The following is a 14,939-nucleotide window of genomic DNA, read 5'->3' on the forward strand; positions in this document are numbered from 1 at the left end:
GCCTCCAGCTTGCCCTTGCCCGTTCAAGGGCTTTTTCCCCTCTCCCCTTGCGGGAGAGGGGATGCCTCAAAAGAAGAGAGGGGTCACACGCCCGCGCGTTTGGCCGACAGGCCGGCGTGGGACAGCAGGACTTCGCGCTTGCCCTGGTGGTTGGCCGGGCCGACGACGCGCTCGGTCTCCATCCGCTCCACCAGACGGGCGGCGCGGTTGTAGCCGATCTGCAGCTGGCGCTGGATGAAGCTGACCGACACCTTGCCCTCGCGCACCACGAGGTTGACGGCCTGCATGTAGAGGTCGTCGCCGGCGGCGGCCGAACCGCCCTCCTCGTCCTCCACCGCGGCGGCTTCCTCCTCCTCCTCGGTGATGGCGGTGACGTAGTTGGGGGCGCCCTGCGCCTTGACGTACTGCACGATCTCCTCGACCTCCGAATCGGAGACGAAGGGGCCGTGGACGCGGGTGATGCGGCCGCCGCCCTGCATGTAGAGCATGTCGCCCTGGCCCAGCAGCTGCTCCGCCCCGGCTTCGCCCAGGATGGTGCGGCTGTCGATCTTGCTGGTGACCTGGAAGCTGATGCGGGTCGGGAAATTGGCCTTGATGGTGCCGGTGATGACGTCGACCGAGGGGCGCTGGGTCGCCATGATCAGGTGGATGCCGGCGGCGCGCGCCATCTGGGCGAGGCGCTGGATCGCCGCTTCGATCTCCTTGCCGGCGACCAGCATCAGGTCGGCCATCTCGTCGACGATCACGACGATGTAGGGCAGCGGCGTCGGCTCCGACGGCGTCAGGTCGAAGACGTTCTCCGGCTCGCCCGGCGCCGCGCCGCGGCGCGGCATCTTTTCGCCGGCGGCGATCATCTCGGCCATGCGGGCGTTGTAGCCCTCGATGTTGCGCACGCCGAGCTTGGACATCGCCTCGTAGCGGCTTTCCATCTCGCGCACGGCCCAGCGCAGGGCCACCACCGCCTTCTTGGGATCGGTGACGACGGGGGTCAGCAGGTGGGGGATGCCGTCATAGACCGACAGCTCCAGCATCTTGGGATCGACCATGATGAAGCGGCAGCGCTCCGGCGGCAACCGGTAGAGCAGCGACAGGATCATGGTGTTGATCGCCACCGACTTGCCCGAGCCGGTGGTGCCGGCGACCAGCAGATGCGGCATGCGGGCGAGATCGGCCACCACCGGCTCGCCGCTGATGTCCTTGCCGAGCGCGATGGCGAGTTGCGCCGTGGTGTTGCGGAAGGCGTCGTGGTCGAAGCTTTCGCGCAGGTAGACCATCTCGCGCACCGGGTTCGGCAGCTCGACGCCGATGACGCTGCGGCCGGGGACGATGGCGATGCGGGCGGTCACCACGCTCATCGAGCGGGCGATGTCGTCGGTCAGGTTGATGACGGTGGCGGACTTGGTGCCGGGCGCCGGCTCGAATTCATAGAGCGTCACCACCGGGCCGGGCCGCACGTCCATGATCTCGCCGCGGACGCGGAAGTTCTTCAGGACGGTTTCCAGCATCCGCGCGTTGCGGGCCAGCACCGATTCGTCATGCTGCTGGACCGGGCGCGGCGGCGGGTTCTGCAGCAGCGAGACGGCGGGCAGCGAATAGACGGCGGGATAGTCCACCGGCTCCGCCGGAGCGGCGGGCGCGGCCGGCGACGCGGCCTGGGCGGGCGCGCAGGGGCTTGCCGCTTCAGGCGCCGGCGCTGCCTCGCAGGGGGGCGCGGCGGGAACCTCGGCTTCCGCCGGCTCGCGCGCCTCGTAGGCCCACTCGACGCCGGACAGGAAGGCGAAGCCGGCGACCACCGCCAGCGCCTCGTCCGACAGGTTGGTGGAATAGACGGTGCCGGCGCGCGGCGTGCCGGGCAGAACCTCCACATCCCACATCACGCGGCCGTCGGGGCGCGGGTTGGGGACGAGGTTGAAGGGGCGGCCGTTCAGCGCGCACCACAGATTGAACTCGTCGGCGGTCACCACGCCCGCCTGGGTGGGCGGGGCGGCGAGATGCGGCATACGCGGGGTCATGCCGAGGCTCCCGGCTTCTGAACGGTGAGGGGGACTGGACCGGAGGAGGGGCCGTCCGGCCCCGGACTATGTATCGGCGGGCGCGCCGCCAGCTCGCGCGGCGTCATCTCGTAGGCGGCGACCAGCAGCTTGTCGATGCCGACGCCGTCGCTGGACATCGGCAGGACCAGCCGTTCGAAGCTGCGGCTGCGGCCGCCGAAGACGGCGGTGTGGACACGGGCGACTGGCAGCCGTTCGCGGCGCACCGTCTCGTATTCCGGCTGCAGCACGGCGCGCTGTTCCGGCGGCAGATCGTCCAGCGTGGCGCCCAGGCGCGACTGGCCGAAGGCCGCGACCAGCGCCTTGCCGTAATAGGAATAGACGAAGGTGCCGGCTTCCTCCCCGATCACCTCGAACACGACGATGTTGTCCTTCCACGGCCGCAGGTCGGCCGGGGAGATGCTGCTGGGGACCGGCGGCCGGCCGGCGACGGATTTGGTGAGCCAGAATTCGAGCAGGCCGCTGAGGGACGGCGTCGCCAGCTCGGTTCTTTCCTTGGTCATGACAATCGCAGCTGGACGGGCGGCGCTCCCGCGGAGGTAACGCCGCCGGAGCTTTCAAGAGCCGCCGGAACCATACCCGCAAGGGCCGGTGCGGCGCAACCGCAAGGGCCAAGCCCCGCGGGCGCGCCGTCCCCCGGCGTTTACCGCCGATTCATCCCGCCGCCTGATTCCGCCGCTTCATCCGGCAACTTCATCCGGCAACTTCATCCGGCAACTTCATCCGGTTGCGGCGATCACGCCGCGCAGCTGACGCCGGTGCCGCCCAGACCGCAGTAGCCGTTGGGGTTCTTGGCGAGATACTGCTGGTGGTAGGCTTCCGCGAAGTAGAAGGGCGGGGCCTCGCGGATCTCGGTGGTGATCGGGCCGTATCCGGCCTGGGCCAGCCGTTCCTGATAGGCCGCCAGCGTCGCCTCCGCCGCCGCCTTCTGGGCCGGGCTGTGGGTGTAGACGGCGGAGCGGTACTGGGTGCCGACGTCGTTGCCCTGGCGCATGCCCTGGGTCGGGTCGTGCGATTCCCAGAAGACGCGCAGCAGATCCTCGACCTTCACCATCGCCGGGTCGTAGACCACGCGCACCGCCTCGGTATGGCCGGTGCGGCCGGAGCAGACCTCTTCATAGGTCGGATTCGGGGTGTAGCCGCCCTGATAGCCGACGGCGGTCACCCAGACGCCGGGAACCTGCCAGAACTTGCGCTCCGCCCCCCAGAAGCAGCCGAGGCCGAGGTCGATGACCTCCAGGCCGGGCGGATAGGGCGGGGTGAGGCGGTGGCCGTTGACGTGATGCTGCTCGGGCACCGGAACGGGTTGGCTGCGGCCGGGCAGCGCCTCCTCCGGCGTCGGCAGCGTCGGCGGCTTGCGCATGAAATGCCCCAGCATGGTCGGGTCTCCCGTCAGTAGCGATCCGTTGGAGGAACCCATTATGTCGGGTCGCGGCCCGGCCGCGGCAAGGTGGCGCAGGACCGGCCGTCCATGCCCGTCCGTCGGTTTCCGGCGGACCTTCGGGCGTATTTCCGCGTTTCGACCTTGTGGGCCAGGAGGAACTTGAGAAAGGAGAGTCACTATGGCGAGCACCACCGACGATCGCCTCGTCCAATCGCTGATCGACCATGGCCGCCGCAACGGCAACCGCCTGAGCGCCGAGGCGCTGGGCGGCATCCTGCCCGTGGATACGATGACGCCGGAGGAAACCGCCGCGGTGATCGAGCGGGTCGAGGCGGCCGGTGTCGAAGTCGAGCTGGACGACACGCGGCTGATGCAGGGCCGTCCCAACCCGGCGCTGGCCCGGCAGACCGGCGACTACCATCGCGGCGACGGCGTGGTGGACCTGGCGAGCCCGGCGGCGCCCGCGGTTTCGGCGCCGGGCGCCGTGCCGTCGCGCCATGGCTGGGCCGACGACATCGGGACCGGCCACGGCGGCCACCACGGCTCGGCGTCGACCTGGAGGCGCAACGGGGTGGAGATGCTGCCGCTGGTCTCCATCATCGTGGTCGCGCTGGTGCTGATCCTGGTGCTTGGGTAAGGGCTGCGCTTGGAGATTGGCGCCGTCAGCCCGTCGCCAGGGCGTGGATGAGGATGGCGGCGGTGGCGGCGACGTTCAGCGACTGGACGCGCCCGCTGCCGGGGACGGTCAGCACCGCCTCGCAGGCCGCCAGCGTGGCCGGCGGGATGCCGTCCTCCTCGTTGCCCAGGATGACGGCGGGCGGTTTTGTGCTCTGCGTCCTTGAAGTGGAGGACGCGCGCCAGCCGGTCAGCGCGCCGGCATCGACGGTCGGCCGGGTCTGGTCCAGCGCCGTGCCGAAGACCCGGTGGCTGGTGCGCAGCCGCTTCAGCAGGGCGGGCAGGGCGGGGGCGCGTTCCAGCGTCACCCACTCGAACCCGCCCTCCGCCACGCGGTAGGCGGCTTCCGACGGCAGGGCCTGGCCGGGATGGTCGGAAACCAGCACGCGCGGCAGGCCGAAGAAGGCGGCGGTGCGCAGGATGGCGCCCAGATTGTGCGGGTTGCCGACGCCGTCCAGGATCAGCAGCGGCTCGCCCGCGCGGCGCGCGACTTCGGGATCGAACAGGGGCACGCTGCGCGGCGCCATCAGCGCCACCACCCCGCCATGCAGGACGGTGCCGGCGACCTTCGCCAGCTCCTCGCCCTCCACCATGCGGTAGGGCTTGCGGGCGGCCGCCATCGCCTTGCAGAAGGCTCCCACCGCCGGTTTCAGCCGCTCGTCGAAGAACAGCCGCTCCACCCGCTCCGGTTCGTTGGCGAACAGGGCGGAGACGGCGGCCAGCCCGGCGACCCGGAACAGCTTGCGCGATTCGGCGGGTTCCGGGGCGACGGACGCGGCTGGGGCGGCGGGCCTGGGGTGGTGAGGATGGGGGCGGGAGCGGCTGGGATGGGGCGGGCGCCCGCGCGGAGGCATGGAGGTCCTGTCTGTCTGAAATAGGGTGGCGGGTTACAGCAGCTTCACCACCAGGAAGCCGCCGATCAGCGCCACCGCGAACACGCTGGTGACGAGCGTCAGCCGCTTCTCGATGAAGGCGCGGATCGGCGGGCCGAAGAAGTACAGCAGAGCCGCGACCAGATAGAAGCGCATCGCCCGCGAGATGATCGAGGCGCCGATGAACACCCACAGCGGCAGATGCGCCACGCCGGCAGTGATGGTCAGCAGCTTGTAGGGGATGGGCGTCATGCCCTTGATGATCAGGATCTCCGCCCCGTATTCGACGAAGGTCTGGCGCAGCTGATCGAATTTGTCGGTCAGGTGATAGAACTCGATCACCCAGCGGCCGATGGTCTCGTACAGGAAATAGCCGATCATGTAGCCGGCGATGCCGCCGAGCACCGAGGCCAGCGTGCAGATCGTCGCCAGCCTCCAGGCCGCCTTGCGGTTGGCGATGATCATCGGCACCAGCAGCAGGTCCGGCGGCAGCGGGAAGAAGGAGCTTTCGGCGAAGGACACCCCGGCAAGCCACTTGGTCGAATCCTTCGACGCGGCCTTGGCCATGGTCCAATCGTAAAGACGCTTCAGCATGAATGGGCTGCCCTTCGTCGCTGCCGTTGCGGTGCGCCGTGCGGCGCCTGCCGCATGCCGCCTTGCGGCGCCTGTTGCAATGCACCTCGCGGCGTTGGGCTCCTTTTATGCGGGAGCGTGCCGGTGCGCCAGTGCCCAATTCGATCGCCCCCGGACAGGCGGGGCCCATCCGAAGGCGTTAGTCCGGTCATGCGGGGCGGTTTCAGGCCGATGCCGTCAGGCGGCGGCAAGACCCTTCGGCGCGGCATCGGCGCTCAGCGCGGCGGCTGCCGCCGGAGCGGCCTTGCGGCGCCCGCCGTGCAGGCGCAGCAGGTTGGCGGCGGCGCTGAAGAGGTCCGCTGCGATGCCGAAGGGCGACATCACAAGCGCGTTGTGGCTGATCCAGAAGGCCCCCGCGGCCAGCAGCAGCAGGCGCATGCGGATCGCATCCGACTGCCAGCGCGCCAGCGTGGAGAAGGTGATGCCCAGGCTGGACAGCGCCGAGGGCAGGCCCGACCAGGTGAAGACGGCGATGGCGGCGATGCCCGGCACCGTGGCGGCGAAGGCCGCGGTCTGCCAGCGACTGCGCCCCTCCGGCATGGCCGCCAGCGCCTGCATCACCACCAGCAGGCACAGCGCCGCCGCGGTGTGGGCGCCCAGCAGCACATAATGGATGATGAACATCAGGTTGGACGCCGCCTGCCCGGCCAGCAGGGCGCGGCGCTTCTTCATCAGCGGCCACAGGCAAGAACCGGCGAAGGCCGCCGCGCCGAAGGCATCGGCGGCGGTGATGGTCAGGGGGAGGGACAGCATGGCGCGGGTGGCTCGCGAGGGGGCTGAAGGGCGCAAGGGGGCCCTTGCGGTGCCGCGGAAGCGGTCCGTTCGGGTGGTATGGCGGATGGGATGCTGGAAAAATGCCTGTTGCCGATCGGTCACGCTGGGACCAAGCTGCAACGGAACCAAATCTACGGTGCGGCGCGCCGCCGCACCACCGGACTTCCCGGTGCCCAGGGCTGCACCGCGCGCATGGAAGAAAAAGCGAAGTGCAGTTGCCGTATTGTCTTCGATGATAACTTGAAGCGGCCAAGCCGATGACTTGGCTGGCAAATCAAGCGGTCAGCCGGCCGGGGGCGTCCCGGACTCGTCCTCGGGCCTCTCGTCCTCGGGCTTCTCGTCATCGGCCCGCCCGTCCTCTGGCCGTTCTTCCTTCAGCATCTCATCCAGCCAGCGCAGGTGCGGTTCGGCGGCCTTGCGGGCCTCCTCCTGCATCAGGCGGTAGCGGGCGACCACCTCCTGCCCCATCGCGGTCAGGCCGGCGCCGCCGCCCTCGCGGCCGCCGACGCTGGTGCGGATCACCGGCTCGCGGAAGGCGGTGTTCATCGTCTCCACCAGGAACCAGGCGCGGCGGAAGGTCATGCCCAGCGACCGTGCCGCCGCCGATATGGAGCCGGTGCGGTCGATGGCCTCCAGCAACGCGATCTTGCCGGGGCCGATGGCGCCCGACGGGTGCAGGAAGCGGACACGAAGGTCGGAGGTCATGGCGTTGATCGGTGGTTTTCCGGTGTGGGATGGCGTTCGATGGGATGCGAACGGACCGGAACAACCATGTGGGCCCGGACCCGCCGGTTCAAGCGACAAGTGGCGCGACGGGGGCGGCGGCCGTCGGAGGCCCGATACGCCGCCTCCCTCCCATTGCTCCCGGCGGCGCGGCGCTCAGTCGGTCCCGGCGGCCTCGGCGAGGCCCAGGAAGGCGGGCAGTTCATGGGTGACGACATAGGTGGGGATCGGGGCCAGGAAGTCGCGCATGCGGCCCTTCTCGGTGAAGCGCTTGCGGAAGCGGGAATGGGCGAACAGCGTCCCCAGCCTCGGCACGATGCCGCCGGCGATGTAGACGCCGCCGCGCGCGCCCAGCGTCAAGGCGAGGTTGCCGGCGACGGTGCCCAGCATGGCGCAGAACATCTCCACCGCCTCCACGCAATGATGCTCGGACCCGGCCAGCGCGTTGGCGGTGATCTGGGCGGGGGTGAGGGCGGCCGGCTCGCGTCCGTCGAGGATCGACAGGGCATTGTAGAGGTTGACGAGGCCCGGACCCGACAGCACCCGCTCGGCCGAGACATGGTCGATGCTCTTGCGCAGCTGGCCCAGCACGGCGCTCTCGCGGTCGCTGACCGGCGCCATGGTGACATGGCCGCCCTCGCCCGACAGCGCGGTCCAGCGTCCGCCCGCCCCCGGAACCAGCCCCGACACGCCCAGCCCGCTGCCCGGCCCCAGCACGGCGACGACGGTGCCCGGCTGCGGCGTCCCCTCGCCGACCTGCCGGCGGTCCTCCTCGGCCAGGCGCGGCACCGACAGGGCGACGGCGGTGAAGTCGTTGATGACGACCAGCCCCTCAAGCCCCAGGGCGTCGCGCACCCGGCCGACGGAGAACTGCCAGACCAGATTGGTCATGGCGATGCGGTCGCCGGTGACCGGCCCGGCCACCGCGAAGGCGCCGCGCCGCGGACGGCCCGGCGTGCCGGGCGCCGCCAGCCCGACCGCCGACAGGTAGGCGGTGGCCGCATCCTCGATCGAAGCGTAGTCGGCGCAGCGCAGCACCCGCGCCTCGCGCACAACCCGGCCGTCGATCAGGCCGAAGCGCGCGTTGGTGGCACCGATGTCTGCGACGAGGATGGGGGAGGCGGCCATGGAGCGGAACCTGTGCAGCTGGTGGGCCGAGCGGATGCTCAGGTGACCGGAAAGTCATAAGGGGCGCGGGTCAGCGCGTCCACATAGCTTTCACGCCACGAGCTGATGTCGTTGCGCCGCAGCGTCCGCATCAGGGCGGCGTGTCGTTCCTTGCGCTCGCCCAGCGGCATGGTCAGCGCCCGCTGCAGCGCGTCGCCGACGCCCTCGATGTCGAAAGGGTTGACGATCAGCGCCTCTCCCATCTCATGCGCGGCGCCGGCGAACTGCGACAGCACCAGGACGCCGGGATTGTCACTGTCCTGGCAGGCGACATACTCCTTGGCGACCAGATTCATGCCGTCGCGCAGCGGCGTGACCAGGCCGACATTCGCCAGCCGGTAGAAGCCCGCCAGCACGCGCTGGCCGAAGCTGCGGTTCAGGTAGCGGATCGGCTGCCAGTCGAACTCGGCGAAGCGGCCGTTGATGCGGCCGGCCATCTCCGACAGCTCGCGGCGGATGGCGATGTATTCCGGCACGTCCTCGCGCGAGGGCGGGGCGATCTGCAGGAAGGACACGCGGTTGCAATGCTCCGGGTAGCTTTCCAGAAGCTGTTCGAAGGCGGCGAAGCGCTGCGGCAGGCCCTTGGAGTAATCGAGGCGGTCGACGCCGATGATCAGCCGGCGGCCGACCAGGCTTTCGCGCAGCCGTTCGGCCTGGCGCGAGCGGCCGGCGGTGCGGGCGAGGCTTTCCAGCGCCTCGGTGTCGATGCTGATGGGGAAGACCTTCGCCATCAGGGTGCGGCCGAAGGCGCGGATCACGGCGCTGCCATAGGCGCCGCGCTGCTCCACCGTGCCGTCGGTCTCGGTGCGGATGTAGTCGCAGAAGCCGCGCAGGTCGGTGGCGGTGTGGAAGCCGACCAGATCATAGGCGCACAGCTCGCGGATCAGGTCGCGGTGGTTGGGCAGGGCGGTCAGCAGTTCCGGCGGCGGGAAGGGCGTGTGCAGGAAGAAGCCCATGCGCTGCGAGCAGCCGCGGCGGCGCAGCTCGTCGCCGAAGGGGATCAGGTGATAGTCGTGGACCCAGATCATGTCGTCCGGGCGCAGCAGCGGCTCCAGCCTGTCGGCGAAATAGGCGTTGACCCGCTCATACCCCTCGCGCGTCCGCCGGTTCACCGAGATCAGGCCCAGCCGGTAATGGAACAGCGGCCATAAGGTCTGGTTGGCGAAGCCGTTGTAGTATTCCTCATGATCGCGGCGTCCGAGATCGAGCGTGGCGTAGGTCAGTCTCCCAACATCGGTCCGGCTCGGTTCGGCCTGGGACTCGCCGTCGACGACATTTCCGCTCCAGCCGAACCAGATGCCTCCGGTCTTCTTCAGGGCTGCCAGGATGGCGACGGCGAGACCGCCGGCCGCCTGTTTGCCCTCTTCCATCAGGGCCACCCGGTTGGACACGACGACGAGCCTGCTCACGATTTTCTTCTCCTTATTATTGGCCGCCGGCAGGGCGTTCCGCAGTCCGCAAACCGGCCCGCCTTGGCGGACGCGGCATTGGACCACACTGAAACGACCATCGGCGGGCTTGGTTCCGGGGGGGCAGCCGTCAAGCTCAAGACTCCGGTGCCAAGGTCCGGCCACCCCCTGTCCCTTCGGTCATGCCCTTGCACGAAGGGTCATGCTGCAATGCAGCGAACGGTTCGGGGCGCTATCCGCTTCGCGATACCTCCGATGCGGGGTAACCATATGTAATGAATAAGAAATTCTTTTTGACCTTGAAGCCTGCGGGACAGGCGTTCATATTGTGCAGTGCGGCAACGGTCGCGCCTCGGCGTGGACGTTGGCGTAACGCACTTCTTGGGCGTTTCCTCCCTAGACTGAAGGCCGCGGGTTCGCCCGCGGCCTTTTTTTGCGCGCAGGCAGGCCCGCGGACCGGCGCCGAGCGGAGGCTTGGCCCTTGGGGAGATAGCGCGAAACTGTGGCAAAGACGGGGCAATTGCCCTGAAACGGCCCAATTCGTGGATGCCGGACCGGCGGGTCAGCGCGGTTCCAGGCTGTGGGGCGGCAGCAGGCCCAGGGTGTCGACCAGCTCGGTCATGTGGCGGGCCAGAACGTTCAGGTAGGGCAGGCGGGTCAGGGCCGCCTCGTCCATGTAGAGGTCGCGGGCGATCTCGATCTGCAGGGCGTGGATGCCCTGGCGCGGCCGTCCGTAATGGCGGGTGGTGTAGCCGCCGGCATAGGGGTTGTTGCGGCTGACGGCATAGCCGAGCCCGCGCAGGTACTCTTCCGCCGCACCGATCACCGCAGGCGCGCAGGCGTTGCCGTAACAGTCGCCCAGCACGATCTCGGGATGGTTGCCGCCGGCCCGGCCGCCTTTCCCGCTGGCGGCGATGCTGGCCGACGGCATCGAATGGCAATCGATCAGCAGGGCATGGCCGAAGGCGCTGCGGGTGTCGTCCACCAGCCGGCGCAGGGCGTTGTGATAGGGGGTGTAGCAGCGGTTGACGCGGTCCAGCGCCTCGGCGAAGCGCAGCTTGGCCTTGTAGATGTCCTCGCCGTTGGCGACCACGCGGGCGATGGTGCCCAGCCCCGCCGCCACCCGGGGCGAGCGGGTGTTGACGTAGGCCGGCAGCGGATCGGCGAACATCTCCGGATCCAGCTCGTAGGCTTCGCGGTTGACGTCCAGATAGGCGCGCGGGAACAGGGCGCGGATCAGCGGCACGCCGAAGCCGGGAGCGAAGGCGAAGATCTCGTCGACGAAACAGTCCTCGGACTTGCGCAGAGCGCGGGCGTCCAGCCGGGACGAGGCGAGGAAGGCGGCGGAATAGGCGTTCCCGCTGTGCGGCGAAGCCAGGACGAGCGGCAGCCTCTGGCTCTGCGGGGCCAGAATCTCGAAGGCTGGGACATCCGCGGCCGGGACATCCGCGGCCGGGGCGGCCTTGTCGGGGGCCGGACCGGTGCCGGCACCGGGGTCACGCTGCGCGTCGAAGGAGGCGTCCATGCTTTTATGATGTAATGGACAGTGGGGCCTTTTGTCACGGGAACCCCCGCCGCCCTGCCGCCGTCCGACAAAAAAAGCGCAAGGGCACATGAAAGGGCTTGCGCATCCGCCCCGAGGTCGGTATACACCCGCCCACGCCGGACGGAACGACGCCACTCGCTCCTCCGCCGGTCGATACAGTGGGCGGTTAGCTCAGCGGGAGAGCACTACGTTGACATCGTAGGGGTCACTGGTTCAATCCCAGTACCGCCCACCATTCTGAAGGCCGCGAACCGGAACGGGTTCGCGGCCTTCGCCGTTTTGGGCATGCGGCAATCGAATGCCCGCCGTCCGAGGTTCGGATCGCTCCATGATGGAGCGGGCATCGAAACAATCCGCCGCCTGCAGAAGTGGGCTCGCGCCGGCGCCGGCCAAATGTCGGTCGGAAGCGGTCTTCAGGCGAAACGGCGCGGAAAACGACAAAGGCCCGGCAGTCGCCTGCCGAGCCTTTGAATTGGTGGAGCCAAGGAGGATCGAACTCCTGACCTCTACAATGCCATTGTAGCGCTCTCCCAGCTGAGCTATGGCCCCTTAACTCTGGGGGCCGGTCGTTTCCGTCCGGCCTTGGTGGAGCGGGATAATAGTCAGGCGGCGGAGTGATGCAAGCGGAAAATCGACCGTTCCGCGCTTTTTTTAGCAGGCACCCCAGCCTCTCCCGACAACGCTCCCGTCCCACCGGGAAGGGCGCCGGTCAGCGCTCCTCCTCGTCCTCGCCCTCGACATCGACGACCTCGTCCATGTCGTCCTCGCCCAGTTCGGACGTGTCCTCGATCAGGACGTCGTCCTCATCGTCGGCGGTGTCGTCGGTCTCCTCGATGTCCTCGACGCTCATGTCGTCCTCGACATCCTCCAGCTCCGGAGTATCGCTCTCCTCGGCCTCGTTCTCGGTATCCTCGTCCTCGGTCACGGCCACCACCTTCTTGGTGTCGTCGGCCGGGGCCGGGCGGGCCTTGCGGGACTTCAGCAGTGCCTCGGGATCGAATTGCGCACCGCAGCTCGGGCAGACCGGCGGGTCCTTGCGCATGTCGTAATAGCGAGCGCCACAGCTCGGGCAGATGCGCTTGACGCCCCATTCGGGTTTGGCCACGCCAGTGTCCTCCGTCGCAAAAATCAGGGGGGTTCTCAAGAGGCGCCCTTTGCCACGGCCAGAGGCGCTTGTCAAAAAAAAGATGCCGGAAGGACGACGCGGCCGGATTCCACCGGTGCGCGGAGGCTTCCGAAAAGAGGTATCCCGCTCGGGCAGGGGTTGCCTTTACGAAGCGTTAACCATAACTGGCTAGACACGGACCTGCACATCGTGCAAATCCTCCATTTGGTTTCCTCCTTGAACTCGGGGCCGCCTTCGGGCGGCCTCCTTTCTTTGTGCCCGGCCGGGACCGGGGGCAGGGGGAGGGGAATCGGGAGTGAAGGGGACCGGGGCCGGCCCTCTCGCATCGAGGCGGGGGCTGTGATAGGAACGGCGGCCATATAACCGCTTTCCGATCCGAAGGACCCGTCCCATGACGCAGGCCCCCGTCACGCAGACCCCCGTCACGCAGGTGAAGCCGCTGCGCTCCGCCGCCACCGGCGCGATCCGGGGCGGCATCCGCGTGCCCGGCGACAAGTCGATCTCGCACCGGTCGCTGATGCTGGGCGCCATCGCCGTGGGCGAGACGGAGATCCATGGCCTGCTGGAGGGAGAGGACGTCCTGCACACCGCGGCAGCCATGCGTCTGCTGGGCGCCCAGGCGGAGCGGGACGGCTCCGGCGTCTGGCGCGTGCGCGGCGTCGGGCTGGGCGCCTTGCAGGAGCCGGCGCAGGTGCTGGACATGGGCAACAGCGGCACCGCCGCCCGCCTGCTGATGGGGCTGGTCGCCGCCCACCCGATCACCTGCGTCTTCACCGGCGACGCCTCGCTGAACAAGCGGCCGATGGCCCGCGTCACCAAGCCGCTGGAGGAGATGGGCGCCCGCTTCGTCGGGCGGTCGGGCGGCCGGCTGCCGCTGACCGTGGTCGGCAGCGGCGATCTGGTTCCGATCACCTACCGCCTGCCGGTGGCCTCGGCCCAGGTGAAGTCGGCGATCATCCTGGCCGGGCTCAACACCGCCGGCGCCACCACGGTGATCGAGGCGGAGCCGACGCGCGACCACACCGAACTGATGCTGCGCCATTTCGGCGCCACCGTGACGACCGAGCGGCTGGAGGACGGCGCGCTGGCCGTCACGGTCATCGGCCAGCCGGAACTGACCGGCCGGACCATCCATGTGCCGGCCGATCCCAGCAGCGCCGCCTTCCCCGCGGTCGCCGCCCTGCTGCGGCCGGGCTCGGAACTGCTGCTGAACGACGTCGGCATGAACCCGCGCCGCACCGGCCTCTTCGACACGCTGGTGGAGATGGGGGCCGACATCGCCTTCGAGAACCGCCGCGACCAGGCGGGCGAGCCGGTGGCCGACCTGCGGGTGCGCCACAGCGCGCTGAAGGGCGTGGTGGTGCCGGCCGACCGCGCGCCGAGCATGATCGACGAATACCCGGTCCTGGCCGCCGCCGCCGCCTGTGCCGAGGGCACCACGGTGATGCTGGGCCTGAAGGAACTGCGGGTGAAGGAAAGCGACCGCCTCGCCATGGTGGCGGAAGGGCTGACCCGCTGCGGCGTGTCGGTGGAGGTCGGCGCCGACGACAGCCTGACGGTGCACGGCACCGGCGGCAAGGGCAAGGGGCCGAAGGGCGGCGCCATCGTCGCCACCGCCATGGACCACCGCATCGCCATGAGCTTCCTGGTGCTGGGCATGGCGTCGGAACAGCCGATTTCGGTCGATGACGGCGCCTTCATCGAAACCAGCTTCCCCGGCTTCGTCGGTCTGATGAACGGTCTGGGCGCGAAGATCGGTGAGGCGTGAGGCGATGACCCAGCCGCTTTCCAACCAGCCCCTCTCCACCGAGCCGGCACCCGCCAAGGCGGTCGTCGTCGCCATCGACGGCCCGGCCGCCAGCGGCAAGGGCACCCTGTCGCAGCGCATCGCCGAGGCCTTCGGCTTCGCCCATCTCGACACCGGCGTGCTGTACCGCGCGGTCGGCGTTTCGGTCCTGCGGGCCGGCGGCGATCCGGCCGACAATGCGGCGGCGGCGCGCGCCGCCTATGAACTGCACCCCGAGCATCCCATCCTGCAGGAGGTGGCCCTGCGCACCGACGCGGCGGCGCAGGCGGCCAGCAAGGTGGCGGCGGTGCCGGAGGTGCGGGCGGCGCTGCTCGACTTCCAGCGGCGCTTCGCGGCCCATCCGCCGGGCGGCGCGCCGGGGGCGGTTCTGGACGGGCGCGACATCGGAACGGTGGTCTGCCCCGACGCCCAGGCCAAGCTGTTCATTACCGCTTCGGTGGAGGTCCGGGCCGAACGGCGACTCAAGGAGTTGCAGAGGCGGGGGATTCCAGCTATATCCTCCGATGTCCTGGAGGACATGAAGGCTCGTGATGCGCGCGACAGCCAGAGAGCGGTGGCCCCGCTCCGTCCGGCTGTTGACGCTTTTGTGCTTGATACGTCCGCTCTCGATGCCGATCAGGTGTTCTCGATGGCGGTCGCTCACATCGGTTCGAAGACCGGTCTGAAACCCAAGGCGTGATGCCGGGGGCCTGGCCGTCACGAATGGACCGGTCGGGCGGCGCGGGCGGGTCCGACGCCCTCCATGGAAAACCATCAACCAAGTCGCCGGGCG

General features: G+C 69.3%; 14 protein-coding genes and 2 tRNA genes. 4 read left to right on the forward strand and 12 right to left on the reverse strand.

Going from position 1 to position 14,939, the window contains the following annotated elements; genetic code table 11:
• Positions 1 to 83: 83 nt before the first annotated feature.
• The 3 genes from DM194_RS00375 to msrA form a co-directional block, all read right to left on the reverse strand.
• On the reverse strand, positions 84 to 2,012 hold the full coding sequence (locus DM194_RS00375) for a DNA translocase FtsK (protein WP_111065431.1): 1,929 nt from the start codon (positions 2,010 to 2,012) through the stop codon (positions 84 to 86).
• The gene (locus DM194_RS00380; RefSeq protein ID WP_111065432.1) at positions 2,009 to 2,554 is read right to left on the reverse strand and encodes a PAS domain-containing protein; all 546 of its coding nucleotides are present in this window, start codon (positions 2,552 to 2,554) and stop codon (positions 2,009 to 2,011) included. The genes DM194_RS00375 and DM194_RS00380 overlap by 4 nt, the downstream gene beginning before the upstream one ends.
• Before the next feature lie 233 nt (positions 2,555 to 2,787).
• Positions 2,788 to 3,429, reverse strand: a complete 642-nt coding sequence (gene msrA / locus DM194_RS00385; protein WP_111065433.1) for a peptide-methionine (S)-S-oxide reductase MsrA — start codon at positions 3,427 to 3,429, stop codon at positions 2,788 to 2,790.
• A 184-nt stretch (positions 3,430 to 3,613) separates the two neighbouring features.
• Between msrA and DM194_RS00390 the strand changes: the two genes are divergently transcribed.
• Positions 3,614 to 4,072 (forward strand): hypothetical protein, encoded by a 459-nt coding sequence (locus DM194_RS00390; protein ID WP_111065434.1) that lies wholly within the window; start codon positions 3,614 to 3,616, stop codon positions 4,070 to 4,072.
• A 25-nt stretch (positions 4,073 to 4,097) separates the two neighbouring features.
• On the opposite strand, the gene DM194_RS00395 is transcribed toward DM194_RS00390, so the two are convergent.
• From DM194_RS00395 to DM194_RS00425, 7 genes are all read right to left on the reverse strand, one after another.
• Entirely contained in the window at positions 4,098 to 4,964 is an 867-nt protein-coding gene (locus tag DM194_RS00395; RefSeq protein ID WP_111065435.1) for a TrmH family RNA methyltransferase, read from the reverse strand.
• A gap of 33 nt (positions 4,965 to 4,997) precedes the next feature.
• Positions 4,998 to 5,576 (reverse strand): YqaA family protein, encoded by a 579-nt coding sequence (locus DM194_RS00400; RefSeq protein ID WP_111065436.1) that lies wholly within the window; start codon positions 5,574 to 5,576, stop codon positions 4,998 to 5,000.
• A 216-nt stretch (positions 5,577 to 5,792) separates the two neighbouring features.
• Positions 5,793 to 6,368, reverse strand: coding sequence for a YgjV family protein (locus DM194_RS00405; RefSeq protein WP_111065437.1), 576 nt, complete (start codon positions 6,366 to 6,368; stop codon positions 5,793 to 5,795).
• Between the two features lie 303 nt (positions 6,369 to 6,671).
• Positions 6,672 to 7,094 (reverse strand): winged helix-turn-helix domain-containing protein, encoded by a 423-nt coding sequence (locus tag DM194_RS00410; RefSeq protein WP_246024228.1) that lies wholly within the window; start codon positions 7,092 to 7,094, stop codon positions 6,672 to 6,674.
• Positions 7,095 to 7,268: 174 nt separating this feature from the next.
• Positions 7,269 to 8,240 carry a glucokinase gene (locus tag DM194_RS00415; RefSeq protein ID WP_111065438.1) on the reverse strand — a complete coding sequence of 324 codons (972 nt, stop codon included), beginning with the start codon at positions 8,238 to 8,240 and terminating at the stop codon, positions 7,269 to 7,271.
• A gap of 38 nt (positions 8,241 to 8,278) precedes the next feature.
• Complete coding sequence (otsA, locus tag DM194_RS00420) at positions 8,279 to 9,688, reverse strand: alpha,alpha-trehalose-phosphate synthase (UDP-forming) (protein WP_111065439.1); 1,410 nt, start codon at positions 9,686 to 9,688, stop codon at positions 8,279 to 8,281.
• A gap of 562 nt (positions 9,689 to 10,250) precedes the next feature.
• Entirely contained in the window at positions 10,251 to 11,213 is a 963-nt protein-coding gene (locus DM194_RS00425) for an N-formylglutamate amidohydrolase (protein ID WP_111065440.1), read from the reverse strand.
• A 181-nt stretch (positions 11,214 to 11,394) separates the two neighbouring features.
• Between DM194_RS00425 and DM194_RS00430 the strand changes: the two genes are divergently transcribed.
• A tRNA-Val gene (locus DM194_RS00430) sits at positions 11,395 to 11,469 on the forward strand.
• A 238-nt stretch (positions 11,470 to 11,707) separates the two neighbouring features.
• On the opposite strand, the gene DM194_RS00435 is transcribed toward DM194_RS00430, so the two are convergent.
• Together DM194_RS00435 and DM194_RS00440 are read right to left on the reverse strand one after the other, a co-directional pair.
• A tRNA-Ala gene (locus DM194_RS00435) sits at positions 11,708 to 11,783 on the reverse strand.
• 160 nt (positions 11,784 to 11,943) lie between these two features.
• Entirely contained in the window at positions 11,944 to 12,339 is a 396-nt protein-coding gene (locus DM194_RS00440) for a TIGR02300 family protein (protein ID WP_111065441.1), read from the reverse strand.
• A gap of 412 nt (positions 12,340 to 12,751) precedes the next feature.
• Here DM194_RS00440 and aroA point away from each other — a divergent pair, with 412 nt between their 5' ends.
• Both aroA and cmk read left to right on the forward strand, forming a co-directional pair.
• A complete protein-coding gene (aroA, locus tag DM194_RS00445) occupies positions 12,752 to 14,128 on the forward strand; it encodes a 3-phosphoshikimate 1-carboxyvinyltransferase (RefSeq protein WP_111065442.1) in 1,377 nt (458 codons plus the stop codon).
• A 4-nt stretch (positions 14,129 to 14,132) separates the two neighbouring features.
• On the forward strand, positions 14,133 to 14,846 hold the full coding sequence (gene cmk / locus DM194_RS00450; protein ID WP_111065443.1) for a (d)CMP kinase: 714 nt from the start codon (positions 14,133 to 14,135) through the stop codon (positions 14,844 to 14,846).
• The last annotated feature ends 93 nt before the right edge of the window (positions 14,847 to 14,939 follow it).

It is taken from the genome of Azospirillum ramasamyi (assembly GCF_003233655.1).
Lineage (GTDB): Bacteria > Pseudomonadota > Alphaproteobacteria > Azospirillales > Azospirillaceae > Azospirillum > Azospirillum ramasamyi.

Coding starts and splice junctions, on each gene's coding strand:
- DM194_RS00375 (WP_111065431.1), bottom strand. CDS start 2,012: ATGACCCCGCGTATGCCGCATCTCGCCGCCCCGCCCACCCAGGCGGGC.
- DM194_RS00380 (WP_111065432.1), bottom strand. CDS start 2,554: ATGACCAAGGAAAGAACCGAGCTGGCGACGCCGTCCCTCAGCGGCCTG.
- msrA (WP_111065433.1), bottom strand. CDS start 3,429: ATGCTGGGGCATTTCATGCGCAAGCCGCCGACGCTGCCGACGCCGGAG.
- DM194_RS00390 (WP_111065434.1), top strand. CDS start 3,614: ATGGCGAGCACCACCGACGATCGCCTCGTCCAATCGCTGATCGACCAT.
- DM194_RS00395 (WP_111065435.1), bottom strand. CDS start 4,964: ATGCCTCCGCGCGGGCGCCCGCCCCATCCCAGCCGCTCCCGCCCCCAT.
- DM194_RS00400 (WP_111065436.1), bottom strand. CDS start 5,576: ATGCTGAAGCGTCTTTACGATTGGACCATGGCCAAGGCCGCGTCGAAG.
- DM194_RS00405 (WP_111065437.1), bottom strand. CDS start 6,368: ATGCTGTCCCTCCCCCTGACCATCACCGCCGCCGATGCCTTCGGCGCG.
- DM194_RS00410 (WP_246024228.1), bottom strand. CDS start 7,094: ATGACCTCCGACCTTCGTGTCCGCTTCCTGCACCCGTCGGGCGCCATC.
- DM194_RS00415 (WP_111065438.1), bottom strand. CDS start 8,240: ATGGCCGCCTCCCCCATCCTCGTCGCAGACATCGGTGCCACCAACGCG.
- DM194_RS00425 (WP_111065440.1), bottom strand. CDS start 11,213: ATGGACGCCTCCTTCGACGCGCAGCGTGACCCCGGTGCCGGCACCGGT.
- aroA (WP_111065442.1), top strand. CDS start 12,752: ATGACGCAGGCCCCCGTCACGCAGACCCCCGTCACGCAGGTGAAGCCG.
- cmk (WP_111065443.1), top strand. CDS start 14,133: ATGACCCAGCCGCTTTCCAACCAGCCCCTCTCCACCGAGCCGGCACCC.